Raw genomic sequence first — 25,058 nt, 5'->3', positions numbered from 1 at the left:
TTGTTGATGTTATTTCCAAATAAAACATAACAGGAATTCCCGCCGCCCAGCCATTACCTTGGCAGAAAATATCTTATGTTTTTATTTTTCCACCATAAAAAATCCCCCTCTTCCAGGGGGGATTTTTACGTGCGTTTCCGATAGACAACATAGCTGCGGGTTAAATACTTGAGGGGCAGGCTGAACACGTGAACCAATCTTGTAAACGGCCAGAGGATAAAAACGACGTACCCTATGATGATATGACACTTAAACCATAGCGGGACACTCTCCATCAAAGAAGCGTCAGGCCGGAACAAAACAATTTCCCTGAACCACGGCCCGACTGTTGCCCTGTAATCAAATCCTTTCGAGTCAATGTTGAGGAACGTGGCCGCAACGCCCGACAGCATCATGAACAGCAGCAGAATAAGCGTCAGGATATCCGATGGCGAGCTGGTTTTGCGGATTCTTTTGTCAAACAGCCTTCTGTACGTCAGGATGACAAGTCCGGCACATGCAGCAATCCCCGCCGGCAGGCCTGCGCCGATCGCCATTTTGTGATACATATGCTCGGAAATGCCAAGGGAAGCATACACGCCTTCCGGGATCAGAATCCCCATGACATGCCCGCCGACAACGCACAGCAGTCCCCAGTGAAAAAGTGTGCTGCCCGCGGCGAGTTTTTTCTTTTCTAACAGCTCGCTTGATTTCGCCGTCCAGCCGAATTGGTCATGCTGATAGCGGTAAATATGGCCGCCGATAAAGATCGTCAATACAATGTATGGCATCACGCCCCACAGAATCTGCCCGCTCATGCCTGAACAGCCCCTTCTTCAATGCTTTCACGCACGCCGATGTTTTCCAGTGCGGCCTGCAGCACGTGCAGCAGCTCAGCATAGATGCTGTCATTTTTTTCGAGGCGGGAAGCCAGCTCTCTCACATTGGACAGGTATTTTTCAAACACGCTTCTCGCCGCTTCAATCTCCGCAACCGCGGCGAATTCCAGCATCAGCGGCAGGTAATCAGGCAGTTCTTTCTCTGTCGGCAGGAAACCGGATTGCTGGTAGGTGTTTTTTAAATGCAGCAATTCGATGCCGCGTTCCCTTTGTTCGCCTGAGTTAAAGTAGGTGACGTACATATTCGTTTTTTTCCCAAAATCGAACGTATACACATAGTGTTCAATCAGCGCTTCCGGAGAAAAGCCGGCTGCCGCCTCTAAAAAGTGCAGCAATTTCTCCCGGATTTGCTGATTGGTGATGTCATGGATAAGAGCCTTCCAATCGGGAATCTCGGCTCTCCACTCTTCATCCGGATAAGAGAGAAGAGAGGAAAGAGCGGAGAACGTCATTTGCCGGTCTGTGGTGTTCATTTTGTTACACCTCATTTATCAAAAGTTAGAAACAGGACCCGGGGCCGCCTGAAAATGATAAGCCGCAGCTCCCTTGTTCAGCATATAAATCAGACACTTCTTCACGATGGCTGCTCGGAATCACAAAGCGGTCATCATATTTGGCGATCGCCAGCAGCCGATACATGTCTTCAATTTGCTGTTCTGTTAAGCCGACACTGGAGATCAGTTCCGGGTCGATGGATTTATTCGTCTGCACCGCCCTCATATACTGGCGCATGACAGACATTTTCTTTAACGTTGACCGAATATGATCCGTATCACCGGCCGTTAACAGCTGCGCCAAATAGTCAATCGGAATTCTCATTTGGTCGATAGCCGGAAAAATCGCTTCCGCCGTTTGCCGGCTGCCTTTTCCTTCAAAGAGATTCATAATCGGGCTGAGCGGCGGAATGTACCAAACCATTGGCAGCGTGCGGTACTCAGGATGAAGCGGCAGCGCAATCTTCCAGTCAATGATCATTTTATAGATCGGCGATTGCTGCGCAGCCTCTATCCATTCAGCCGGGATGCCTTGTTCTTTTGCCAGTTTGGCAATCTCAAGATCATTCGGATCAAGAAAAACGTCCAGTTGGGAATGATAGAGATCCTTTTCGTTTTCAACGGAGGCCGCTTCCTCCACTTTGTCCGCGTCGTACAGCATGACGCCGAGGTAGCGGATTCTGCCAACACACGTCTCAGAGCAGATGGTTGGCAGTCCCGCCTCCAAACGCGGAAAGCAGAGTGTGCATTTTTCCGCTTTGTTCGTTTGCCAGTTAAAATAGACTTTTTTATAAGGACAGGATGAGACGCAATATCTCCATGAACGGCATGCGTTTTGATCCACAAGCACAATGCCGTCCTCCTCGCGTTTGTACATGGCGCCGGATGGACAGGATGAAACGCACGCCGGGTTGATGCAGTGCTCGCAAATACGGGGCAAATACATCATAAAGACCTCATCGAATTCTGTTTTGATCGATTCCTCCATCTTTTGCACGTTTGGATCTTCAAGACCCGTAATATGCCCGCCCGCGAGATCATCCTCCCAGTTCGGGCCCCATTCGATATTCATGAAATCCCCCGTTAAGGACGATTTCGGGCGCGCCACCGGCTGGTGTTTTTTCTGCGGGCTGTTTGTTAATGTTTCATAATCATAGTTCCAAGGTTCATAGTAGTCATCAATCGTCGGCTGGTTCGGGTTATAGAAAAGGCCTGCAAGCCGGTTTGTTTTCGGGCCGGATTTCAGCTCGAGCTTTCCTTTTTTCAACGTCCAGCCGCCTTTATATTTGTCCTGGTCCTCCCATTGCTTCGGGTAGCCGATGCCAGGCTTTGTTTCTACATTATTGAAGTACATATATTCCGCACCGGAACGGTTTGTCCACGTGTTTTTACAGGTGACGCTGCACGTGTGGCAGCCGATGCATTTATCCAAGTTCATGACCATACCGATTTGCGCTTTAATCTTCAAGCCAATCGACCTCCTTCAGCTTGCGGATGACGACATTCAGGTCGCGCTGATTCCCCGTTGGGCCGTAATAGTTAAAGCCGTAGCTGAGCTGGGCGTAGCCCCCGATCATCTGTGTCGGCTTGACGTGAATCCTTGTCGGGCTGTTATGGGTGCCTCCGCGGTTATTCGTCAGTTTTGTGCCGGGCACATTGATGTGGCGGTCCTGGGCATGGTGCATAAACGCCATTCCTTTAGGAATCCGATGAGACAAAACCGCTCTCGCGACGACAACGCCGTTTCGGTTGAAGCATTCAATCCAATCGTTGTCTTTGATATCCGTGTCCTCTGCGTCATCTTTATTCATCCACACGGTCGGCCCGCCGCGGAACAGCGTCAGCATCGGCAGAGAATCAAAATACATGCTGTGGACGGACCATTTATTATGCGGCGTCAAATAATTAAGGACGATTTCTTTGCCCTCTTGATCAGGCCGTTTGCTTAGGAACGGACGATGCTGAAGGATCGGTTTAAATGTCGCCATCGTTTCACCGAATTCCATCATCAGTTCATGATCGACATAATAGGATTGTCTGCCGGTCAGCGTCCGCCACGGAATTAATTTTTCCACATTCGTCGTAAACGGCGAATACCTGCGCCCTCCTTTTTCTGAACCGGTAAAGGCCGGAGAGGTGATGACCGTTTTCGGCTGGGCTGTAATTTGCTCGAACGTAAAGCATTCTTCCTCGCGCTCTTCCGCCAGGTCTTTCAGCTTCAGGTTTGTGATGTGTTCAAGCGATTCCCATGCTTTCACTGCGACTTTTCCATTTGAGGTGGACGACAGGGTTAAAATCGCTTCCGCCGCCTGCTTCGCTTCACTTATATTCGGGCATCCTTTGGCAACGCTGTTTGAATCGGTTTCTCCCAGTCTCTGTTTGAGTGATTCATATTCATCCGCAATCGACCAGCTCATCCCTTTTGTTCCGCTCGGTTTTAAAGCCGTATGAGGGCCGAGCGCGGTCATTTTATGAAAAATGTGTTTGTAATCCCGTTCAACGACTTGGATGTTCGGCATCGTTTTTCCCGGAATGGCTTCACATTCGCCCTTGCTCCAGTCATTGATTTTGCCGAACGGCTGGGCCAATTCCTGCATGGTGTCATGGAGGAGCGGCGTCGCAACCACTTCTTTCACCGGCTCCATCTCGACTTCTTCCGCCAGATCGGAAACGGCTTTTGACAGTGCCTTAAAAATATCCCAGTCTGACCTCGATTCCCACGGCGCCGAGATGGCCGGAGCGAAAGGATGAATGAACGGGTGCATATCCGTGCTGCTGAGATCGTGTTTTTCATACCATGTCGCCGCCGGCAGCACGATATCGGAATACAGCGCCGTACCCGCCATTCGAAAGTCGAGATTGATTAACAAGTCGAGCTTGCCTTCCGGCGCCTGCTCCCGCCATTTGATTTCTTCAGGGCGGATGCTGTCGCTGTCGTCATTCATCAAACCGTTTGTCGTCCCCAGCAGATGCTTGAGAAAATATTCATGCCCTTTTCCTGAGCTTGAGATCAGATTTGCCCGCCATACGAAGAGATTCCTTGGGAAATTCACTTCATTGTCTGGGTCTTCAATCGCGAATTTCAGTTTTTTCTCTTGAAGCCGTGAGGCCACGTACGCACCTACGTCTTCAGGTGTCGCCGCCCCCGCCTTCTCAGCTTCTTTGTACAGATCAATGCCGTTTTGATTGAATGTCGGGTAAGACGGAAGCCACCCTAATCGCGCCGCCAGCACATTGTAATCGGCGTGATGCTTGTAGCGGGATGACGCAGCAATCGGTGATGCCAAATCACTGATCGGCTGGTCCTCATAACGCCACTGATCTGTCGCAAAGTAGAAAAATGAGGTGCCGTTTTGCAGTTTAGGCACGCCTTCCCAGTCCTTTGCGGTTGCAATCGTCTGCCACCCTTCAGCCGGACGGAGCTTTTCCTGCCCCACGTAATGGGCCCAGCCTCCGCCGTTTACGCCTTGGGCGCCTACGAGTAAAACAAGATTTAACACCGCACGGTAAATCGTGTCGGAGTTGAACCAGTGGTTGATCCCCGCCCCTACGATAATCATGGATCTGCCGTCTGTATCGATCGCATTTTGGGCAAACTCCCTGGCAATCTGTATAACGGCTTCTCTTTTAATTCCCGTGATCTGTTCCTGCCAGGCAGGTGTGAACGGACGGGGATCATCGTAGGATGCGGCTGATTGTCCGCCGATGCCCCGGTTCACGCCGTAGTTGGCCAATATCAAGTCAAACACGGTCGTGACGTACGTTTCTTCACCATTCAGATCCAATTTTTTAATAGGAAGATTCCGCTCAAGCACTTTGTTTCCGTCATTTGAAAAATACGGAATGCGCACCATGCCGATTTCGTCCTCTATTCCGAGCACGGAGAGACGCGGTTCAATCGGTTCCCCGGTGTCTTCGTCGATCATATGCAGATTCCATTTCTGCTGCCCGTCCCAGCGGGAGCCCATTGTGCCTTGCGGTATGGCAAACGCACCTGTCTGTTCATTCCAGACCGCCGGCTTCCACTGATCATTTTTTGTCTGCCGCCCGATGTCTTTCGCATGCAGAAACCGCCCGGCTGTATACACGCCGTTCTCTTTTGACAGAGTGACGAAGAATGGAAAATCGGTGTATTGCTTCGCGTACTCAATAAAACGTTCAGTTTCTTGGTTCACGTAAAATTCCTGCAAAATGACGTGACCCATCGCCATCGCAAGCGCCCCGTCAGTCCCTTGGCGGATACTCAGCCAGTCATCTGCGAACTTTGAGGATTCCGCAAAATCCGGGCTGATTGAAATGACCTTGGCGCCTTTATAGCGGGCTTCCGCCAGAAAATGCGCATCAGGCGTTCTCGTTAACGGAACGTTGGAGCCCCATGTGATGATATAGCCTGAATTGTACCAATCACTGCTCTCCGGAACGTCCGTCTGGTCGCCCCAAATTTGCGGGGACGCCGGCGGAAGATCCGCATACCAGTCATAAAAACTGAGCATTGGGCCGCCGATTAAAGACATGAATCGCGAGCCTGACGCATGGCTGATCATGGACATCGCCGGGATCGGGGAAAAACCGACATTCCGGTCAGGCCCGTATTTCATCACCGTATACAGCAGAGAGGCTGAAATCAGCTTCAGCACTTCCGGCCATTCCGCGCGGACAAAGCCGCCTTTCCCTCTTGCCTGTTTATAGGACTTCGCTTTTTCAGGATTTTCAACGATCGATTTCCAGGCATCCAGCGGATTTTGATGCGCCTGCAATGCTTCCCGCCACAAATTGATCAGCACACCGCGCACATATGGATATTTCACACGGAGCGGGCTGTAGATGTACCAAGAAAAACTGGCCCCCCGCGGACAGCCTCTCGGTTCGAAATCAGGCATATCAGGGCCTGTTGATGGATAATTCAAGTTTTGTCCTTCCCACGTGACAATTCCGTTTTTCACATAAATATTCCAGCTGCAAGAACCCGTGCAGTTGACGCCGTGGGTGGAGCGAACGACTTTGTCGTACTGCCATCTGTTTCTGTATACATTCTCCCAATCACGATCTTCGCTTGTCGTTTGGCTATGGTTATTTGAATGATGTTCGATAGGAGAAAAATAGTTTAATCTCCTGAGCAACGGACTCATTTTCTTTTTCTTCATGATCGTTCACTCCTTCCGAGTCAGGTGATGCTATGTACACTATAAACAGAGACGGCGCATCACCTTGTGAACTATGTCACACACTCTGCTTTTTTCACAAAACGTTCACACAGAGCAGCAGGAAGGATTTTCAAACGATATGGGGACGCCCGCGTCATCAAAAAAACCGGTTCTGTTTAAGAACCGGGTTCAGCGTTTTCATCCCGTGATGTATGCAGATACCGCAAAAACAACTGATAGGAACAGAAGACATTTTGCTGAAGCATCGCCAAAAAGTTCATTTGCAGCCGCGGATGGTAAGACATCATTTGCTTAAATATGGAATATGGAATATGGAGTACCAGAATATCCGGTGAGGCATTGACTGAGATAAAAGGCGATAAATAGAGCCCGCCTTTTTCATCAATCGGAAACACATCGCCTTTTTCCCACAGCGCAACGGTTTGCGACCCTTCAGGGAGCCTGCTGTCCGTAAAACGGATATTGCCTTTTAATACAATATAAACGGATTGTGAATGAAGAAAGGATGGAGACCGGTCAGATGAGCCGCGGATAAACGTCCCGTTTTTCAGCAAGGTTTCGACAATGGACAGAGGCACTTCATTAAACATAGGAAGTTGTTTCAGAAACAATAAATAGTCACACTGATTCATAGGGAAGCCTCCTGTGCTAAGGATAGCTTTAGTGTAGCCCGATTGAGCCCGCGCGGCAGTGATGTATTTCACAGCTTGTATGATAAAAGTCACTTATCAGGAAAGTATTTGCACTTATAATGAAATAAAAAGGAGGGTTTCGATGAAGGCGATGATTCCGAAGCAGCACGGCGCATGGGCGATGCTGCTGATTCCATTTTTACTCGGCATGGTCAAGGGAGGCCCGGTTTTCTGGCATATTCCGCTCTTTCTGGGCTGGCTTTTCCTATACTTAGCGGTTTATCCCGTTTCGCTCGCTTTGAAAAAGAAACAGCTTCAGCCTTATCAAAAGTGGATATGGTATTACGGTTTTCCGGCCTGCTGCTTTTTGATCATTTCTGTCTTTCATAAGCCGCAGCTCGTCTGGATCGGCGTTTTTTTATTGCCGCTGTTTCTCATACATACGCATTATGCCCGCCGAAAAAACGAGCGGGCGCTCACGAATGATATTGCGGGTGTTCTGTTCTTTTGTTCAGGCGGGCTTGCGAGCTGCTGGCTGGGAACGGGAACCCTTGACGGCTGGGCTTGGTTTATTTTCTTGCAGTCTGCTTTATTTTTTATCGGGAGTTCTTTTTATGTGAAATCGGTCATACGGGAGAGAAAAAACAGAACCTTTGCATACTGGTCATGGGGATATCACCTCTTGCTCCCCTTTTTATCGGCTCTTCTCGGGGCAGGCTGGGCGTTTCTCGCTTTTATCCCAAGCAGTCTGCGGGCCTGGTTTTTTCACGGAAGAGACTGGCCGGTGAAAACGATCGGCATTCTGGAAATCGTAAATGCCGGCTTCTTTTTCGCCGTCATGTGTATATGTATCACAAGCTGAAAAACAAGGACACCGGCTGCCCTTGTTTTTTCAGTCAATATTGCAGATCTCAAGCGGACAATTTTCACACTCGATCTCGCATCGTAAATAGTCCCGCTTGTGCAAAATAATTTTTCCGGTTTCGTCTATCGAAATAACCCCTTGTTTGCGGAGGTCTCCCAGCATGCGGTTGACGCTCTCCCTTGCCGCCGCGCAAAACTTAGCCAAATCCTGATTTGTCAGCACAATGTTAATCAGAATCCCGTCACTTCGTTCCACCCCGTAGCTGTTTGATAAGCGGATAAGGGTGGAATAGAGCGCCCCCTTTTTGCCGTGAAGAAGCAGGTCCCTGATTTTGGACTGGATTTTTCGAAGATGGGTGCTCATCCATTTCATAAATTCAAACGTCAAAACACCGTTTTGGATCAATTCCTTTTCCAGCTTGTTTTTATTAATGACGAGCACCTCGCCATCCTCTAACACTTTCGCACTGAGCATATATCTCGGCTCATCTGTGAATAGCGTCAATTCCCCGACAATATCGTTTTTTTGGCAGATTCTAAGCGTCAGGTCTTTTCCGTCAGACGTCAGCTTGCCGATTTCAATGAGTCCTGATTGAATCAGATAAAGCTCTTTTGCATCCATTCCTTCTTGAAACAAATAAGTGTGTTTTTTCATTTTCCTTTTCGTACTGATCGATTCCAGCAATTCATGCAGTTCGCGGGAAAGAAGTTCTTTATCAGATTTTCGGACAGAGAGAATATTCATGAGCTCACCTCGAAGAAAGTCACGTTGCGTATGTATATTGTAACGTGACTTGATTTGCACTCACCCAGAAAAAACTAACAATCTTGTGAATGGATCATTATGAATTGAGGCTCTGACTGTTTCTCTCCGTATGTGTTTTCATTCTTTCCTGCCAATACATCCAGATCACAAGAACAAAGCTGGCTAACGCGACCTCTGAAAGCGCCATAAACCCGATCGCGTATTGGCCTGTTGCCTGAAATACACTTGCCAGAATCAGCGGAGGGAAAAAACCGCCCAGTCCGCCCATAGCTGACACAATACCGTTGGCAATCCCCGCTTGCTTCGAAAAGTAGAAAGGCACCAGTTTAAATACCGTCCCGTTTCCAATCCCTGAGCAGACTGCCACTGTCAGCGATCCAAACGCATAAAGGCCGATCGTCGGGGAGAATGACAGCATGACGCCTGACAGCGTAAGCCCTGCGAAAACGAACATCAGAATACGGAGCGGACTCAATTTATCTGCAAGAAACCCTCCCACAGGCCTGAGCAGTGTAGAGACCGCAATAAAGCCGGCCGTCCGTAAACCGGCGTCCGCAGGGCTCAGCCCAAAATGCTCAACCAAAAAATTCGGAAGATAGATGGTAAAGGCGACAAAGGCGCCGAACGTAATAAAATAAAACAGGCTCAACATCCACAGCACATGATTTCGGTAAACGGCTTTCATTTGTGTCTTTATGGAAACTTTGACTTTCTTCTCATGCCGGTCGCCGAACAAAACGTGCAGTAATGCGAAAACAGCCAGCAAAACAAGATACATCTGCACGGTTGCTTTCCATCCCGCGGCTTGAGCGATAACCGGCGCCGCAAAGGTAGTAACGGCGGTCCCGATGTTTCCGGCACCGTAAATCCCATTGACGACACCGTGCTTTTCTTTCGGATAATATTTCGGGAGGGACGTCACTCCGATGGAGAATACCGCTCCTCCGATCCCTAAGAAAAAGCCGCCCGCGATTAAATCAAATAAAGAATCCGCGATACTGATCCAAAATACAGGAAACAAAAGCAGGATGAAGCTGATCATAAACATCAGCCGCGCGCCATACCTGTTCGTTAAATATCCTAAAGGAATACGGAGAAGCGATCCGAGAATAACGGGAATCGCCGTCACCAATGAAATCTCGCCTTTGCTTAAATGAATATCTGATGTCATTTGAGAAATGAGCGATGAAATCAGCACCCACACCATAAACCCTGCCACTAAGCTTAATGACTGCAACGATAATTGAATATGTTGACGATTGATCATTCGGCTTGCCCCTTTCACTGATTCAATATCAGTCTTATCATACAAAAACTCAGTGTGCGGGATTGTGAATTACATCACACGCTTTATATACAAAAAAAGAACAAAGCCCGAAGACTTTGTCCTTTGATCATCATTACATTTTTTCCGGAGCCGATACGCCGATCAGCTGAAGCGCATTGTTCAGCGTAATTTGCGTCGCCTTCATTAAAGCGAGACGCGCGCGGCTCTTCTCTTTATTTTCCGGATCGATGACTTTCTCCGCATTGTAGAAGCTGTGCAGAGCGGAAGCCAGATCATAAATATAGTTTGTGACACGGTGAGGAATGCGTTTTTCCGCCGCTTCTGCCACTGCCTCAGGGAAGCCGCCGATCGTTTTCAGCAGGTCATATTCTTTTTCTGATTGAATATGGCTGAAATCAAGATCTGCCGCCGGTTTAAGTCCCTGCTCCTCCCCTTGGCGAAGCATGCTGCAAATACGTGCATGTGCGTATTGCGCATAATACACAGGGTTTTCGTTAGATGTGGATACGGCAAGATCCAAGTCAAAATCCATGTGCGTATCAGCACTGCGCATCGCGAAGAAATAACGCACGGCATCCAAGCCGACTTCTTCAATCAGGTCGCGCATCGTTACGGCTTTCCCCGTACGTTTGCTCATCTTCATTTTTTCGCCGTTTTTGTATAAATGAACGAGCTGAATGATTTCAACTTCCAATGTGCCTTTCTTGTAACCGAGCGCTTCAATTGCCGCTTTCATACGCGGAATATACCCGTGGTGATCCGCGCCCCATACATTGATGAGCTTGTCGAATCCGCGGTCAAGTTTGTCTTTATGGTATGCGATATCCGGCAGCAAATAAGTGTATGAGCCGTCTTTTTTGATCAGCACACGGTCTTTATCGTCGCCGAACGTTGTGGAGCGGAACCATGTCGCGCCGTCCTCTTCGTATACATGGCCCTTTTCGCGAAGCGCCTCGAGCGCCTGATCAATTTTTCCGTTTTCGTACAGTGACGTTTCAGAATACCATACGTCAAACGGCACGCGGAAATTTTCCAGATCGGAGCGAAGTTTATCAAGCTCGTACTTTAAGCCGTATTCACGGAAAAACGCCTGACGTTCGCTCTCCTCTTCATGTGCGAAACGGTCGCCGAAATCTTCGGCAAGCTTTTTCCCGATGGCGATAATATCCTCGCCACGGTAGCCGTCTTCCGGCATCGGTTTCTCGAGACCGAGCGCTTCAAAATAACGGACTTCAACGGAAAGCGCCAGGTTGTTAATCTGATTGCCCGCATCATTAATATAGTATTCGCGGCTCACATCATAGCCCGCTTTAGAAAGCACGCTGCACAGCGCGTCACCTACCGCCGCACCGCGCGCATGGCCTAAGTGAAGATCTCCCGTCGGGTTGGCCGATACGAATTCGACCTGAATCTTTTCGCCTTGTCCGATGTTTGTCTCTCCGTAATGTTCACCCGCTTCAAGCACGGACGGAATCAGTTTTGTTAAGTAGCTGTTGTTCATGTAAAAGTTGATAAAGCCGGGTCCCGCAATATCCATCTTTTCAATGGAAGCTTTGCCTTTATCGAATGACGCCACGATCTCCTCAGCGATTTGGCGCGGCGCTTTTTTTGCGATTCTCGCCAGCTGCATCGCCATATTTGTGGAATAATCACCGTGTGTTTTTTCTTTCGGCGTTTCTAACAGTACGCTTGGAATCTGGCTTTCGTCCGCCAGGCCCGCTTTCAGAACGGCCGCTTTGATCTCATCCTTCAGCACGTCCTTCATTTGTTCCGCAATATTCATGCCTTTGTTTCCTCCTTATATTGGATCGTCATGTTATGTACATGTTCTTGGTTTTCGCCTACAGTCATGTTATATGTCATTTTGACGGAGCCTTCCGAACCGCCGACATCAGCTTGTATGTTTTTCGTTTCCGTACGGAGCTCCATTTGTCCGAACGGCAGTTTATATTGAGTGAGTGTCGATGCCCCCGGAATGAACCGCTGTTTCATTTGGATGGCGCCCGATCTCATCACGAGAATCTCTTTTTCTGTGATCTTGACGACCGTTTTAATCTTGCCCAAATCATGCTCTTCGTGATAGGAAAGATACGTTTTGCCGTTTCTCACGTAATAGAATCCACTCGATGTAAATTCAACCGACTCTTCTTCTGAGCCGTTGTGTATGAATGATTGCACATGAATGGCTACTGGTGTCTCCTGTCTCATGCTGACACTTCCTTTTCATCATCCCGCTTAACCTGAATAGTATAAGTTTTCAAGGGAAAAAGTTCAACCGCTTCCTCCTATCTTACCATCTTTGCTGATTGGTTTTGAAGATAAACATGATTTTTAAGGAAAATGAAAAAACCGGAAATCCCGGTCTGCGGGATAAATGCGGTTCCTTCGGCGGACGGCTTTGTCAACGGGGAAAAGTTTGCGGTATTTTTGCGCTATCCTTCCGAATGAAAATGATAAAATATGTCATATACATAACGTGGAAGGGAGGGATTCGGAATAGTGGCGAGTGTTTTATCATCTTCAGCGGTTGGAGAAAAAATCAACGAATGGTATATGTACATTCGAAGGTTCAGCATCCCGGACGCCGAGTACTTGCGGAGAGAAATCAAAGAAGAACTTGCAGGTCTGGAAGATGATCAGGATCTTCATCTATACTATTCTCTCATGGAATTCCGTCACAATCTGATGCTCGAATACCTCGAACCGCTGGAATCGCAGCGGATAGAAGAACAGCCGAGACTATCGGATCTGCTCGCGGATATTGATAAAAAGCAGGCCCGGCTGACCGGACGGCTTGATTATTATTTTAATTTTTTCCGGGGGATGTATGAGCTGGAATGCCGTGAATATCTTTCAGCGATTCAGTTTTTTAAGAAAGCTGAATATAAGCTTGATTTTGTCAAAGATTGTATCGAGAAAGCTGAATTTTATTTTAAGATGTCAGAGTCCTACTATTATATGAAGCAGACTTATTTTTCTATGGATTATGCCCGGCAGGCTTATAAAATTTATCATAAGCAGGAGGCATATAATATAAGGGTGCTTCAGTGCCATTCATTGTTCGCTACCAACTTTCTTGACTTAAAGCAATATGATGAAGCAATTCAGCATTTTAAAAAAGCTTATGCCATGGCAGAGGCAGAACAGCAGCCTCAATTAATGGGCCGGACTCTATATAATATCGGACTTTGTTTTAACAGCCAAGAAAATTACAAACCAGCCATTGACTACATAAAACGGGCAATAGCTGTTTTTGAAGATGGGAACATCATCACTTCTCTCCCGCAAGCCTATTTCTTAATCACACAAATACATTATAAAATCGGAAATACGGCCATAGCCAGACAATATCATGACAAAGGGATATCTTATGCAGAGGAGGCAGAAGATTCCCTATATATAGTCGAGTATGAATTTTTAGAATCTTTATATGTCGGTGAGCCTGATGAAGAAGCAATCATGGAATGTTTTGACTTTCTCAGAGATAAATTGATGTATGCTGATCTTGAAGATTTTGCCTTAGATGTGGCAAAATATTATCATGAAAGAGAAAATTTCGAGAAGGCTTCCGCATATTTTTTAAAGGTGGAAGAAACAAGACAGCAGATTCAAGGAGGTGTGAAGTTGTATGAAATTGAAGTATAAATTAGCACTTACTTGCTTAGCGATAGGCACTATTTTTGTTTCAGCCGACATTGCAAGTGCACCGGAACATCAATTTGAAGTTGCTCAGCGCGGAATGATTTAAATAATGATTACTTTTAGGCTTGCAGGTTAAACTGCAAGCCGTTTTTTATATAAACAACTAATTTGCAAAAACAAAAAGTATCCCTTAAAATTCAAATATGTAAAAAGTATTTGACACATATACATATATTATTTAAAATAAATATATATAAATTTGAAAATTTAAAATAAAGATAAAAATATTTAAGGAGGGTTTTAGTGGATAACAATATAAAAAAACTTAGAACAGCAGCTGATATTTCACAAAATGATCTGGCTAAGCTCTGCAATGTGACCAGACAAACCATCAATGCAATTGAAAATAATAAATATGACCCGACTTTAAGTCTGGCTTTTTCGATAGCTCACGCATTAAATACGGGAATAGATAAAGTATTCAACTATAACGCCAAAAAAAATTAAGGGAGCGGTTCTTATGAAGAAAATGGATGAGATGCAAAAACACCAATCGGGTATAGCCGCCAGAATAGCATTTAGTTTTTATACTGTCGCTTTACTGATATGGTCATTAATAGATTATTTTAAAAACGGAAATACAGGATGGCAATTTCCAATACTTTTAATAGGCTGCGCGCTCTATTTATGGATTCAAGTTTATCATAATCGAAAAACAAGGTAACAATTCCAATACACTTCCGGAGGATTATACAGCAATGTACGAATATAAGTTCATAAAAGTAGAAGTAAACCGGTGGAAAGGAAAGCCTAAAGAAGACTATAAAGAAATTATTGAAAAGTATTCGCAGCAAGGATGGAAGCTGGTCCAAATATTTGCTCCTCCTATTTCAGGTTATGGGGCAGCCGATTATTTTGATATTATTCTTGAAAAAAAAGTATAAATGTTTCAGTACAAAGAAAGCCGGATCATACATATGGTCCGGCTTTCTTTGTACTGAAATAAGTCAGCAGATACCTTAACGGATTTCACCTCTTAACTATTTTTTTCGGAAATCCGCAATTCAAATAGCTTCCAATATATTTTATTATTTAACTTGCTGGGGATATTGAAAAAATTGGAGGAAAAAATGAGTCTACTTTTAAAAACACAAAATAGTAAAGCGATTTTTACATTAGTAGCATCAGGAATCATTGTTCTCGCTCTTTTCAGTATAAAACATAATCATTTAAGCATGGATGTCATCGATATTTTAAACAGAGCTGGAATAATAGCTCCTAGTTGGATTGTCAGTGCTATCACCGCAACGGGTTCAGTCCTGGCTATCATTACTGTTTTAGGATCTCTTGGTGCAGGCTTGCCATTAGCCGTTTTAGAACAATTGGCTGCAGCAAGTACAGCAGCAGCTTAACATAAAACATTAAATTCAATATCCCTGGCAGTCCCTTAAACGAATGGATGAAAATACTTTGTTTAAAAAGAACGTTTTAGTCAAATTGTACATACTCTGTCTGATCTTATTTTTAATTGCTTTATTTACAGCATATTTTTATACAGATCCCGCTTCAAATGTAAATAATCTAAATCGAAATATCCGTCCGGATTTTTTTCAGATTTTCTTTAATAATATTAAAGTAGCGAGTCTGCTTGTTTTTTTAGGCCCGTTGACGCTGTCACTTGGCACGATTGCAGTTTTAATTATTAATGGATTAATTTTAGGAAATGCCATAGGAAACATCAAAGACAATTTAAACCTTTTACTGCTTGTTATACCCCATGGAATAATTGAAGTCCCGGTATTGCTTCTTGCAGCTTCTGTAGGAATGAAATTAACTTTGGATTTATTACTCCTCAAAATAAATTTAAAATTCACTTTTAAATATATTGGTATTATATTTCTCGGTTTAATGATAGCAGCTATGTTAGAAACATTTATTACACCTATCTTTATAAAAGGAGTCTCTTAGGATTATGCAAATTGAATTATCTTCATTTAAGGACCGAAACATTAATTTTTTGTCCTCATTTTTGTTTTATATTATCGGGCTAGCTTTTTATTTAAGTTCCCTATTACCTTTTATGAAAAGTTTAATTCCCAAAAACATCCCTATACAAGTTGTTGAGCAAGTAAAACATTTAGATTATATCATTGCAATAGCCGCACTGTTTCTTTTAATGTTCGGGGTGATTTTTGAAGGATTTGTATTATTTCTCATTATAAATTTTCTTGGCGCTCAAATTAAGATCAAAACTTTTTATTCCCTATTTATGTTTTCTAACATCCCGGTCGCAATTAAGTTTTTACTTATATCATTCAAAAATATTTTCGCAGAACATCCAAACACTAGTTTATTTTTCACAAGTAATCATTTGATTTTTTCTATCTTTGATTTGTTCAATATTGCATACTTATTTCTTTTGTTTATTCTTCTGAAATGGAGAACAAATTTGAACTACCTGACAATCTCAGTTTTTATTTTTACGGCATTCCTGTATAGAATGTTTTTTTAGCATATATAAATAAACCCCCTCAATAGGGGTTTTTCTTTCATATCGTTCACTGTATACAATTCCTTTTATATGCTTCCGAAACAATACCGACTCTAGTACTCACATTCCACTTTTTACAGAGACCGGCTATGATATATTCGACATTACGCTGCGAGTAGTTTAATGACTTAGCGATCTCTTTATTAGGTTTTTCAGCAATTATCAGTTTAATTACTGAAATTTCAATCTTTTTTAATTCCAATTCATTTTCTACTGCTGTTTTCATTCTAACTTCCTTTCTAAAGATGTATTTACTAAATAATACCCTATTATATAATTTTTATCAATGACATCAATTATTAATGGTAAAATAACTAACTTCTAAGTAGTTTATATACAATATAAAAAGCCCCCGCGTGTTTCAAGCGGGGGAAATTCTTTTATTTCACAAACCCAAGCAGCATTTCACGAATCATCTTGCTTGCCGTGTTTGCGGTTTGTTCTGAGTGGTCATAGACCGGCGCGACTTCTACAAGGTCAGCGCCTTTTACATTGACTTCTGATCGCGCGATTTCATGGATGGACGCGAGCAATTCTTTAGACGTGATGCCTCCTGCGTCAACCGTGCCCGTTCCCGGCGCATGAGCGGGGTCAAGCACGTCGATATCGATCGTGACATAAACAGGGCGTCCCGCAAGCTGCGGCAGCACTTTTTTCAGCGGCTCAAGCACTTCAAACTTAGAAATGTGCATGCCGTTTTCTTTCGCCCATTCAAATTCTTCCTTCATTCCGGAACGGATGCCGAATGAAAATACGTTTTGCGGCCCGATGAGCTCGGCCGCTTTGCGGATCGGAGTAGAGTGGGAAAGCGGTTCGCCTTCATAATCCGTGCGCAGGTCGGTGTGCGCGTCAAAATGAATGATGGCAAGGTCCGGAAATTTCTTATACATGGCTTTTATGACAGGCCATGATACAAGGTGCTCCCCTCCCATGCCGAGCGGGAACTTTCCTTTTTCTAAAATGCTGTCCACGTATTCTTCAATCATATCAAGGCTTCTTTGCGGATTGCCGAACGGAAGCGGAATGTCGCCGGCATCAAAGAAATTCAAATCAGCCAAGTCACGGTCGAGATACGGGCTGTATTCTTCAAGACCGATTGACACCTCGCGGATTCTCCCCGGGCCGAAACGCGAACCCGGACGGTAGCTGACCGTCCAATCCATCGGCATGCCGTAAAGGATGGCGTCCGCCTCTTTCCAGTCGGGGCGGCTTGCGATAAATACTTTTCCTGAATATGCTTCATCAAACCTCATGATAAAACCCTCGCTTTCCTGTAAAAAAGCGCAAGATTCGCTCCTGCGCCGTACGTTTTTATTTGATTAAGTCGCTCACAAATTTCGGAAGAACAAATGCCGCTTTGTGAAGCTCTTTCGTGTAATATTTCGTGTCGATGTCAAAGAAACGGCTGTCCTCCACTTCAAGCGGATCGTACTTTTTAGAACCGATCGTAAATGTCCACAGGCCGCTCGGGTACGTCGGGATATTAGCTGTATACAGACGGGTGATCGGGAAGATTTCTTTCACGTCACGCTGTACGTTTGTAATCAGCTCCGGTGTAAACCACGGGTTGTCCGTCTGCGCGACGAAGATGCCGTCTTCTTTTAACGCCTTGGAAATTCCGGCATAGAAGCCTTTTGAGAACAGATTGACGGCCGGTCCGACCGGTTCTGTTGAATCAACCATGATGACGTCATACTCATTCTCTGATTTCGCGATGTGCATGAAACCGTCATCGACTCTCACGTCGACGCGCGGATCATCAAGCTTGCCCGCAATGGACGGAAGGAATTTTTTAGAGTATTCAATAACCTTGCCGTCAATGTCGACAAGCGTCGCTTTTTTTACGCTTGGGTGCTTCAGAATCTCTCTGATGACACCGCCGTCTCCGCCGCCGACAACGAGGACGTTTTCCGGATTCGGGTGCGTAAATAACGGGACGTGCGCAACCATTTCATGATAGACGAATTCGTCTTTTTCAGAAGTCATGACCATTCCGTCTAAGAACAGCATGTTGCCGAATTCTTCTGTCTCCACCATTTCCAGATGCTGAAATTCCGTCTGTTCCGTATGTAATGTTTGTTTCACCTTTAATGTAATGCCGAAATTCTTCGTCTGCTTCTCCGTATACCAAAGCTCGCTCAATTGTCATCTCCCTTTCAAGGCTTATTTCATTTATTGTAAGCGTCTGTATCGCTTTTATTCCGGTTAAAATCTCATTTTCACCTAAGGAAAAAGTATAGAGGATGGAGGGGAAAAAGTAAAGAAGTGTCCGGTTTGATATGTTTAAAAAACCCCCTTTTTTCACATAATAATAGAATCATGAAAAAGGGGGTTCCCAAAAGTGGATAAAGTATCTGGAAAACAGCTCAGAATCACGTTCAAAATCATCCGCGCCTGCATCTTTCTGACACTGATCGGCGGAATGCTGGCCGGCGTCTGCTTCACATCCGTTCTTCTTGCAGCGAAATGGCAGGGCGCCCCCTCCGTCCGGGTTCCTCAGTCTACGATTCTTTATGCAAATGACGGCTCAAAGCTAGGTGAGACCGATTTCGGGGAAAAGCGCTACTGGGTCCGGTTAAAAGATATCAATCCGATAGCGGTGCAGGCCGCCATTGCGGTGGAGGATCAAAACTTTTACAATCATCACGGTTTTGATTACCGGCGGATGGCCGCCGCCGCGCTGGCTGACATAAAGGCAATGGCCAAGGTTCAGGGCGCAAGCACCATCACCCAGCAATACGCGAGAAATCTCTACCTTGAGCATGATAAGACATGGAAACGAAAATGGAACGAAGCATTTTACACGATCCGCCTTGAACAGAACTATTCTAAAAACGAGATTTTAGAAGGTTATGTAAATACGATATATTACGGCCACGGTGCATACGGAATTGAAGCCGCCTCGCGCCTGTATTTCGGCAAACACGCCAAAGATCTGAACGATGCGGAAGCCGTGCTTTTGGCGGGCATACCGAAAGGCCCGTCCGGCTATTCGCCATATGTCAGCGAAAAGAAGGCCAAACAGCGCCAGGAAACCATTCTCCGACTGATGATCGGCCAAAAAATGATCTCAAAAGAAAAGGCGGAAAGGCTTAAGAAAACGCCGCTTGCCTATCAGCCGCTGAAAAACAGAACCGCGGCGAAAACGGCGCCTTATTTTTACGATGATGCGATGAAAGAACTCGGGAAAAAGCTCGGCATGACGCGCGAACAGCTGGCAACGAGCGGATTGCGTGTTTATACGACGCTTGATAAGCGCATGCAGCGGATTGCGGAAAACACTGTGGCACATACGATCCGTACCGGCTCTGACATTCAGGTCGGCTTTTCCGCGATTGATCCGGCAACAGGGCGCGTGCTTGCGCTTCTCGGCGGACGTGACTACGAAAAAAGCCCGTTTGACCGGGCGACACAGGCGAAACGGCAGCCTGCTTCCACGATCAAGCCGCTTTTGTACTACAAAGCGATTCAAAGCGGCTTTACACCGGTCACGCTGATGAAAAGCGAAGCCACAGAGTTCCAGATTGACGACAACGGAGATACTTATTCTCCAAGCAATTACAACGGCTACTACGCCAATAAACCGATTACGCTGCTTCAGGCGCTTGCGTTATCAGACAACATTTATGCCGTGAAGACCCATCTCTTTCTCGGCATGAATAAGCTCGTGTCGGCGGCAAAGGAATTCGGCATCAGCGAACATTTAAAGCCCCTTCCGTCTCTGGCGCTCGGAACTGAACCCGTGCGCCCGATTGAGATGGTTAATGCCTACGCGATGCTCGCAAACGGGGGAAAACAAATCACCCCTTCCTTTATCACAAAAGTGACGGATACCGCCGGCAATGTCTTGTATGAACAGCCGCGCGGACATCAGCAGACGCTTGATAAAAAAGCCGCTTTTGTGACGGCGAGCATGATGACGGGCATGTTTGATCAGGATTTAAACGGCTATACTTCCGTCACGGGACGCACCATTTCTGACCGGCTGACCCGAACCTATGGCGGTAAATCAGGCACGACGAGCGCAGACAGCTGGATGATCGGCTTTAACCCGGCTCTTGCCGCCGGTGTATGGACAGGCTATGACAAAAGCAGCACGATTGATTCAGTAGAAGAAAAAAGCTATGCGAAGACGATTTGGGCGGACTTTATGGAGAAGGCGCTCGAAGGAGAACCGGAAATAGCGCTTAAACCGCCGAAGGGCGTCACGGGCGTCTATATCGATCCCGCTTCCGGCTACACTTCGGGACCCGGCTGCGCCGCAAAGCATTATACGTATTTCATCGCAGGCACTGAGCCCGCGGATGTATGCTACGGACCGGAACCGTCTAAAAAAGAAAAGGAACACGCCCCCGCCCGCAAAGAAGCTCCGCGCAAAAAATGGTGGGATAAGTGGCTCGGCAAAAAAGACTGAGCCCGGTGCATTGCGCGCCGGGCTTTAATCCGCGTCTTCCTCAAGCACCCACGGGAGCAAGAGTGAAAAGTCGAGATGGATAATGGGGTCAGGAAAACCCTTCGGTATAAAAAATGTTGTACTCGCCAATGAAAACGAAAAGCGGATATCTCCCGCCCTCTCGATATGAAACTTCGGCCAGCCTTCCCTAAACCTGCCGACAATCGGATAGCTGCCCGCATAATGATGCAGGCCGTTTTCCTTTCCATGCTCCCCCAAATCGTGACAGACAGCCGGACGAATCCCAAACTGCGTAAACAGCCTTGTTTTCTCGGCGGGAAGAAGACTCACCGCCTCGGAAAAGTTCCGGCAGTGCCCGCAATCGCAAGGATCAGGCCATGATTTTTCGTATTGTTTTCTCGTTTCCTCCGCATCTGCTTCAATGACCCAAGGCCCGATTTCAAAGACGGTGAACATGATGAAACCTCCGCGTAAACATGAAAAACCCCGAGTCTTGGTTCGGCTCGGGACTTTCCATGTCCTGATTCTGTATCAACAGTTTACTCAGTACAAATGTAAAATAGTGCAAATATTTATAAAGTTCACAAAAAGTTCACAAATTATTTTTCTTCCGGAAGCAGACCTGTTTTCAATTCATCGGATGAACGTTCCCAGAGCCCTTGGTCATGCTTCTGCAGAAATTCAGCAAGCACCTGCTTTGAGCTGGCGTCCATTTTATCCACGACAATGCAGCGCTTCATTGATTTATCCATTAAATTCACATGCTCCGGCAATGACTTATAGCCTCTGCGGATACTTCTGTCCACGGTCATTTCACAAGCCGTCACACCCGCGTAATAAGGGCCTTCTTCTTTTCTGTCGATGGTGACCCACACGAGCCAGTACGGTTTTCCGTTCGGCACTTCATCTTTGTTCGGCAGGAATTTGATGCCTTTTTCAACGACACTGCGGGCATGCATTGCGCCGATGTCAACGAAGGCTTCCTTCTCTTCCACATCGACAAATACCGGAGAAATATTGTCAAGGCTCAGCGCCCCGGCGCCAAAACCGCCATGTCCGTCGGTCGGATCACTTTTAATAATATTGAATCCGATTGTTTTCTTCTTTTTTTCTTCCATGAAAATACCCTCCTACAAAAGCGGTTGAAATATAATGGCAAATACCTTGAGAATCCAGTCTCTCCCCTCGCTTAACAGCGGCCACACGACATAGGAGCCGACCGGTGTCACAAACAGCACGAGAAACACGATAATCCCGTAGCTCTCAAACTGAGTCATTTTGGCGCGCACCCGCGGCGGCACGAGATCCTCAATAATCCGGTAGCCGTCAAGCGGAGGAAGCGGCAGCAGGTTGAATAAACACAGCGCGAGATTCAGCTGAATCCAAATAGAGAAAAAGCGGTCAAGCCCCATGCTGAATGCAGAAAGCAGCTCCATTCCGTAAGCATGCATCAACACTAGCAAAAAGAAACCGATAAAGGCAAGAAGCAGGTTGCTTACAGGCCCGGCGACGGAAACCAGCACTCCCGCCAGCCGCGGTCTTTTAAAGGCGCGGCGGTTCACCGGCACCGGACGGGCCCAGCCGAAACCCGCGACCAAAATTAGAATCGTTCCGAAAACATCAAGATGTTTAATCGGATTGAGCGTTAATCTGCCCTGTCTCGCCGCGGTATCGTCTCCGAACCGATACGCGACATACGCGTGCGCCAGTTCATGCATCGTAAATGCCACGATCAGCGTAATCACGACATAGGGCATAAGCTCCAGCGGATAATATAAAAATCTGTCCAAATGTAAAAATCCCCTTTTTTAAAAAATGCAAGATTGTCCTTCATTCAGTATACTATAAGTGACCTCTCTTCCAAAGAGAGGAAACGATAAAGGAGGATCAGCACCATGCCGCTCGTAACCGTTAAAATGCTTGAAGGCCGCACAGATGAACAAAAACGGAATCTGGTTGAAAAAGTGACAGAAGCCGTAAAAGAAACGACAGGCGCAGCCGAAGAAAAGATCATTGTCATGATTGAAGAAATGAGAAAGGATCATTACGCCGTCGCCGGCAAACGGATCAGCGATACGGAGTAATCCTTGATAACGGCCGGCGCTGCTATGTCAGGCCGGCTTATTTCATTACTTTTTCAACGAGGCTGAAAAAGGTATTCTTTTCTTCTTCTGTCAACGCTTCGAACAGCTCGTCAATGAGCATCTGCCGGTTTTCAATCATTTGCATGGCCGCCATTTTTCCCGATTCGGAAAGCGTCATCCATACCGTGCGTCGGTCTTCGTTATTTCTCGACCTTTCCACGAAACCTTCTTTTTCTAAATGATTCAGAGCGGTTGTCGTGGCTGAAGGCGATAATGTGACTTCCTGCAATATATCTTTAATCGTGCACGTGCCGTGCCGGTAAATAATCCTGAGAATAAATCCTCTGATATTGTTTATACTCTTCGGAATTGTCGCCTCATCAAGCTTTTTCGTGCTCTTTAAATATTTCGTGAGCGCGTAATCCAGTACATTTGCTTGCAATATATCGTGCTCCATGCAGAAACTCCCCATTTCAAGATGCATCCATCATCATTTGATTGTTTTTTATTACATTTTACTGATACCTCGCGGGGAAAGTCAAAATTTCGGCCGGAAAGCCCGCAACTTTTATCCTGCCCTATACAGACTATTATCTCCTACTTTTTCACCCATCCCTTTTATGCAATGCTGGTTTTATAGACATGATTCAGGTAAAATCATTAAGGGTGACTGCGTTTGACGGAAAGGATAATCTGATCGGATGCGGCAGACAATATGACTGGAAAAGAAACGGAACAGACGGGGAAACAGAACACAGGATTGTCGATTACACAGAATGTGACACGGGTAAAAGCCAAAGAGTCCCTCTTGGCTTTTGCTTTTGGATGGAGGGATGCGTGTTGCGGAATATCCTACAAAAAAAAGACATCACCCAGCTGCTTGAACAAAGCAGAAACAGGCAGACTGCCAAAACGATGGGTGGATTTGATTTAACATTACTGGGCATCGGCGCCGTCATCGGGACGGGCGTCATGGTTCTTACAGGCATTACGGCCGCGAAAAACGCCGGACCTTCCGTAATCTTTTCTTTTATCATTGCAGCCGTTGTCTGCAGCCTTGCAGCATTATGTTACGCCGAAATCGCTTCTGTTCTCCCGGTTTACGGAAGCGCCTATATTTACTCTTATACCACCATGGGAGAAATTGTCGGCCATTTAATGGGCTGGACGCTCTTATCCGTTTATATGGTGACGGCGTCGGCGGTGGCAAGCGGCTGGTCAAGTTATTTTAATAATCTGTTAGCCGAAATCGGCATGCCTTTGCCGGACAGTCTGCTGCACGTGCCGAGCCAGGGGGGCATCGTCAACCTTCCTGCCATCATCATTACTCTATTAATTGCCGTCGTTCTGTCACGCGGCTCCAAGGAGAGCAAAACCTTTAATAATGTAATGGTTCTCGTAAAAATCGGAATTGTTTTGCTGTTTATCATCACAGGAAGCTTTTTTGTGAAGCCGGGCAATTGGCATCCTTTTATGCCTTTTGGAATCAAAGGCGTGATTACAGGGGCTTCTGCCGTCTTTTTTGCGTTTCTCGGGTTTGACGCGATTTCCGCTTCGGCTGAAGAAGTCAAAAAACCGCAGCGCAACCTGCCGATCGGTATTATCGGTTCACTGGTGATCTGTACATTGGTATACGTGATCGTCTGTCTCGTCATGACGGGTATGGTTCCGTATTCACAGCTTAATGTGCCGGAAGCCATGTCTTATGTGTTACAGACTGTCGGACAAAACGCGGTGGCGGGCGTTATCGCTGCCGGTGCGGTGATCGGACTGATGGCCGTCGTTCTCGCCCATACATATGCGGCGACCCGTATATCTTTTGCGATGGCAAGAGACGGAATGCTGCCGAAAGTCTTTACCATTGTCGGAAAGAAATCGGGAGCGCCGATCTTTAATACGTGGCTGATCGGACTGATCAGCGCCTGCATCGCGGGTTTTGTTGATCTGAAAGAGCTGTCAGATCTCTCAAACATCGGCGCGCTATTGACATTTGCCATGGTCAGTCTGTCCGTGCTGATTCTGCGCCGCACCCATAAGGATCTGCCGCGGGGATTTAAAGTTCCTTTTGTACCCGTACTGCCGATTTTGGCCATTATCTGCTGTTTGTTTTTAATGGTCAATCTGCCGCTGAAAACGTGGCTTTATTTTGCCGTCTGGCTGATCATCGGAGTCATCGTTTACTTTTTATATTCGTACAAGCACAGCAAATTGAGACAATAAACAAAACCAGGCCCGCTTTATCGCGGCCTGGTTTTTTCATCAAAAAAGACGAAAGCCATC

At 46.2% G+C, this 25,058-nt stretch carries 27 protein-coding genes; 11 read left to right on the top strand and 16 right to left on the bottom strand.

Features of this window, described 5'->3' with window-relative positions; all coding sequences use genetic code 11:
• Window positions 1-125: 125 nt before the first annotated feature.
• The 5 genes from narI to G9F75_RS01920 form a co-directional block, all read right to left on the bottom strand.
• Window positions 126-797, bottom strand: a complete 672-nt coding sequence (gene narI / locus G9F75_RS01940; RefSeq protein ID WP_021494797.1) for a respiratory nitrate reductase subunit gamma — start codon at window positions 795-797, stop codon at window positions 126-128.
• The gene (gene narJ / locus G9F75_RS01935; protein WP_061861628.1) at window positions 794-1,351 is read right to left on the bottom strand and encodes a nitrate reductase molybdenum cofactor assembly chaperone; all 558 of its coding nucleotides are present in this window, start codon (window positions 1,349-1,351) and stop codon (window positions 794-796) included. The genes narI and narJ overlap by 4 nt, the downstream gene beginning before the upstream one ends.
• Window positions 1,352-1,376: 25 nt before the next feature.
• Entirely contained in the window at window positions 1,377-2,840 is a 1,464-nt protein-coding gene (narH, locus tag G9F75_RS01930; RefSeq protein ID WP_167408899.1) for a nitrate reductase subunit beta, read from the bottom strand.
• The gene (locus tag G9F75_RS01925; RefSeq protein ID WP_167408898.1) at window positions 2,830-6,516 is read right to left on the bottom strand and encodes a nitrate reductase subunit alpha; all 3,687 of its coding nucleotides are present in this window, start codon (window positions 6,514-6,516) and stop codon (window positions 2,830-2,832) included. Before G9F75_RS01925 ends, narH begins: the two co-directional genes overlap by 11 nt.
• A 176-nt stretch (window positions 6,517-6,692) precedes the next feature.
• Window positions 6,693-7,169: a cyclic nucleotide-binding domain-containing protein gene (locus tag G9F75_RS01920; protein ID WP_029972874.1), complete on the bottom strand. Its 477-nt coding sequence runs from the start codon at window positions 7,167-7,169 to the stop codon at window positions 6,693-6,695.
• A gap of 142 nt (window positions 7,170-7,311) precedes the next feature.
• Between G9F75_RS01920 and G9F75_RS01915 the strand changes: the two genes are divergently transcribed.
• On the top strand, window positions 7,312-8,031 hold the full coding sequence (locus G9F75_RS01915) for a YwiC-like family protein (RefSeq protein ID WP_154817752.1): 720 nt from the start codon (window positions 7,312-7,314) through the stop codon (window positions 8,029-8,031).
• 30 nt (window positions 8,032-8,061) lie between these two features.
• Here G9F75_RS01915 and G9F75_RS01910 read toward each other — a convergent pair whose 3' ends face one another.
• From G9F75_RS01910 to G9F75_RS01895, 4 genes are all read right to left on the bottom strand, one after another.
• Window positions 8,062-8,778 (bottom strand): fumarate/nitrate reduction transcriptional regulator Fnr, encoded by a 717-nt coding sequence (locus G9F75_RS01910; RefSeq protein WP_007407631.1) that lies wholly within the window; start codon window positions 8,776-8,778, stop codon window positions 8,062-8,064.
• Between the two features lie 97 nt (window positions 8,779-8,875).
• Window positions 8,876-10,066, bottom strand: coding sequence for a nitrate transporter NarK (gene narK, locus G9F75_RS01905; RefSeq protein ID WP_007407632.1), 1,191 nt, complete (start codon window positions 10,064-10,066; stop codon window positions 8,876-8,878).
• Window positions 10,067-10,199: 133 nt separating this feature from the next.
• Complete coding sequence (gene argS / locus G9F75_RS01900) at window positions 10,200-11,870, bottom strand: arginine--tRNA ligase (protein ID WP_160216625.1); 1,671 nt, start codon at window positions 11,868-11,870, stop codon at window positions 10,200-10,202.
• Window positions 11,867-12,295, bottom strand: coding sequence for a YwiB family protein (locus G9F75_RS01895; protein ID WP_014419128.1), 429 nt, complete (start codon window positions 12,293-12,295; stop codon window positions 11,867-11,869). Before G9F75_RS01895 ends, argS begins: the two co-directional genes overlap by 4 nt.
• Before the next feature lie 291 nt (window positions 12,296-12,586).
• Here G9F75_RS01895 and G9F75_RS01890 point away from each other — a divergent pair, with 291 nt between their 5' ends.
• From G9F75_RS01890 to G9F75_RS01860, 7 genes are all read left to right on the top strand, one after another.
• Entirely contained in the window at window positions 12,587-13,732 is a 1,146-nt protein-coding gene (locus tag G9F75_RS01890; RefSeq protein WP_160216626.1) for a response regulator aspartate phosphatase, read from the top strand.
• Window positions 13,716-13,835, top strand: coding sequence for a PhrC/PhrF family phosphatase-inhibitory pheromone (locus G9F75_RS01885; protein WP_021494790.1), 120 nt, complete (start codon window positions 13,716-13,718; stop codon window positions 13,833-13,835). Before G9F75_RS01890 ends, G9F75_RS01885 begins: the two co-directional genes overlap by 17 nt.
• Window positions 13,836-14,032: 197 nt before the next feature.
• A complete protein-coding gene (locus G9F75_RS01880) occupies window positions 14,033-14,236 on the top strand; it encodes a helix-turn-helix transcriptional regulator (protein ID WP_003151064.1) in 204 nt (67 codons plus the stop codon).
• Between the two features lie 13 nt (window positions 14,237-14,249).
• The gene (locus G9F75_RS01875; protein ID WP_007407641.1) at window positions 14,250-14,453 is read left to right on the top strand and encodes a hypothetical protein; all 204 of its coding nucleotides are present in this window, start codon (window positions 14,250-14,252) and stop codon (window positions 14,451-14,453) included.
• A 34-nt stretch (window positions 14,454-14,487) separates the two neighbouring features.
• Window positions 14,488-14,673: a DUF4177 domain-containing protein gene (locus tag G9F75_RS01870; protein ID WP_007407642.1), complete on the top strand. Its 186-nt coding sequence runs from the start codon at window positions 14,488-14,490 to the stop codon at window positions 14,671-14,673.
• 186 nt (window positions 14,674-14,859) lie between these two features.
• Window positions 14,860-15,141 carry a hypothetical protein gene (locus G9F75_RS01865; RefSeq protein WP_007407643.1) on the top strand — a complete coding sequence of 94 codons (282 nt, stop codon included), beginning with the start codon at window positions 14,860-14,862 and terminating at the stop codon, window positions 15,139-15,141.
• A gap of 43 nt (window positions 15,142-15,184) precedes the next feature.
• Window positions 15,185-15,697 carry a stage II sporulation protein M gene (locus tag G9F75_RS01860; RefSeq protein ID WP_031304384.1) on the top strand — a complete coding sequence of 171 codons (513 nt, stop codon included), beginning with the start codon at window positions 15,185-15,187 and terminating at the stop codon, window positions 15,695-15,697.
• A gap of 590 nt (window positions 15,698-16,287) precedes the next feature.
• Here the strand turns inward: G9F75_RS01860 and G9F75_RS01850 are convergent.
• The 3 genes from G9F75_RS01850 to speE form a co-directional block, all read right to left on the bottom strand.
• Complete coding sequence (locus tag G9F75_RS01850; protein ID WP_003151056.1) at window positions 16,288-16,506, bottom strand: helix-turn-helix transcriptional regulator; 219 nt, start codon at window positions 16,504-16,506, stop codon at window positions 16,288-16,290.
• 154 nt (window positions 16,507-16,660) lie between these two features.
• The gene (gene speB, locus G9F75_RS01845; protein ID WP_007614448.1) at window positions 16,661-17,533 is read right to left on the bottom strand and encodes an agmatinase; all 873 of its coding nucleotides are present in this window, start codon (window positions 17,531-17,533) and stop codon (window positions 16,661-16,663) included.
• A 58-nt stretch (window positions 17,534-17,591) separates the two neighbouring features.
• Entirely contained in the window at window positions 17,592-18,422 is an 831-nt protein-coding gene (gene speE, locus G9F75_RS01840; protein ID WP_003151052.1) for a spermidine synthase, read from the bottom strand.
• Window positions 18,423-18,621: 199 nt separating this feature from the next.
• Between speE and G9F75_RS01835 the strand changes: the two genes are divergently transcribed.
• Window positions 18,622-20,694: a transglycosylase domain-containing protein gene (locus G9F75_RS01835; protein ID WP_014419133.1), complete on the top strand. Its 2,073-nt coding sequence runs from the start codon at window positions 18,622-18,624 to the stop codon at window positions 20,692-20,694.
• 24 nt (window positions 20,695-20,718) lie between these two features.
• Here the strand turns inward: G9F75_RS01835 and G9F75_RS01830 are convergent, their stop codons facing one another.
• The 3 genes from G9F75_RS01830 to G9F75_RS01820 all read right to left on the bottom strand — a co-directional run bounded on the left by G9F75_RS01830 (window position 20,719) and on the right by G9F75_RS01820 (window position 22,484).
• Window positions 20,719-21,150, bottom strand: a complete 432-nt coding sequence (locus G9F75_RS01830) for a hypothetical protein (protein ID WP_167408897.1) — start codon at window positions 21,148-21,150, stop codon at window positions 20,719-20,721.
• A gap of 143 nt (window positions 21,151-21,293) precedes the next feature.
• Window positions 21,294-21,812, bottom strand: coding sequence for a YwhD family protein (locus G9F75_RS01825; protein ID WP_021494785.1), 519 nt, complete (start codon window positions 21,810-21,812; stop codon window positions 21,294-21,296).
• A gap of 12 nt (window positions 21,813-21,824) precedes the next feature.
• The gene (locus tag G9F75_RS01820) at window positions 21,825-22,484 is read right to left on the bottom strand and encodes a site-2 protease family protein (RefSeq protein ID WP_003151043.1); all 660 of its coding nucleotides are present in this window, start codon (window positions 22,482-22,484) and stop codon (window positions 21,825-21,827) included.
• Between the two features lie 105 nt (window positions 22,485-22,589).
• Between G9F75_RS01820 and G9F75_RS01815 the strand changes: the two genes are divergently transcribed.
• Entirely contained in the window at window positions 22,590-22,778 is a 189-nt protein-coding gene (locus tag G9F75_RS01815) for a 2-hydroxymuconate tautomerase (RefSeq protein WP_003151042.1), read from the top strand.
• 37 nt (window positions 22,779-22,815) lie between these two features.
• Here the strand turns inward: G9F75_RS01815 and G9F75_RS01810 are convergent, their stop codons facing one another.
• Window positions 22,816-23,235 carry a MarR family winged helix-turn-helix transcriptional regulator gene (locus G9F75_RS01810; protein ID WP_007407650.1) on the bottom strand — a complete coding sequence of 140 codons (420 nt, stop codon included), beginning with the start codon at window positions 23,233-23,235 and terminating at the stop codon, window positions 22,816-22,818.
• Between the two features lie 368 nt (window positions 23,236-23,603).
• On the opposite strand from G9F75_RS01810, the gene G9F75_RS01800 reads away from it, so the two are divergent.
• Window positions 23,604-24,998, top strand: a complete 1,395-nt coding sequence (locus G9F75_RS01800; RefSeq protein WP_050496158.1) for an amino acid permease — start codon at window positions 23,604-23,606, stop codon at window positions 24,996-24,998.
• Window positions 24,999-25,058 lie beyond the last annotated feature (60 nt).

The organism is Bacillus sp. EKM208B (genome assembly GCF_011800725.1).
GTDB classification, from domain to species: Bacteria; Bacillota; Bacilli; order Bacillales; family Bacillaceae; genus Bacillus; species Bacillus velezensis.
Note: the sequence above shows the minus strand (reverse complement) of the source record. Positions and strands in the feature narration are given on the sequence as shown.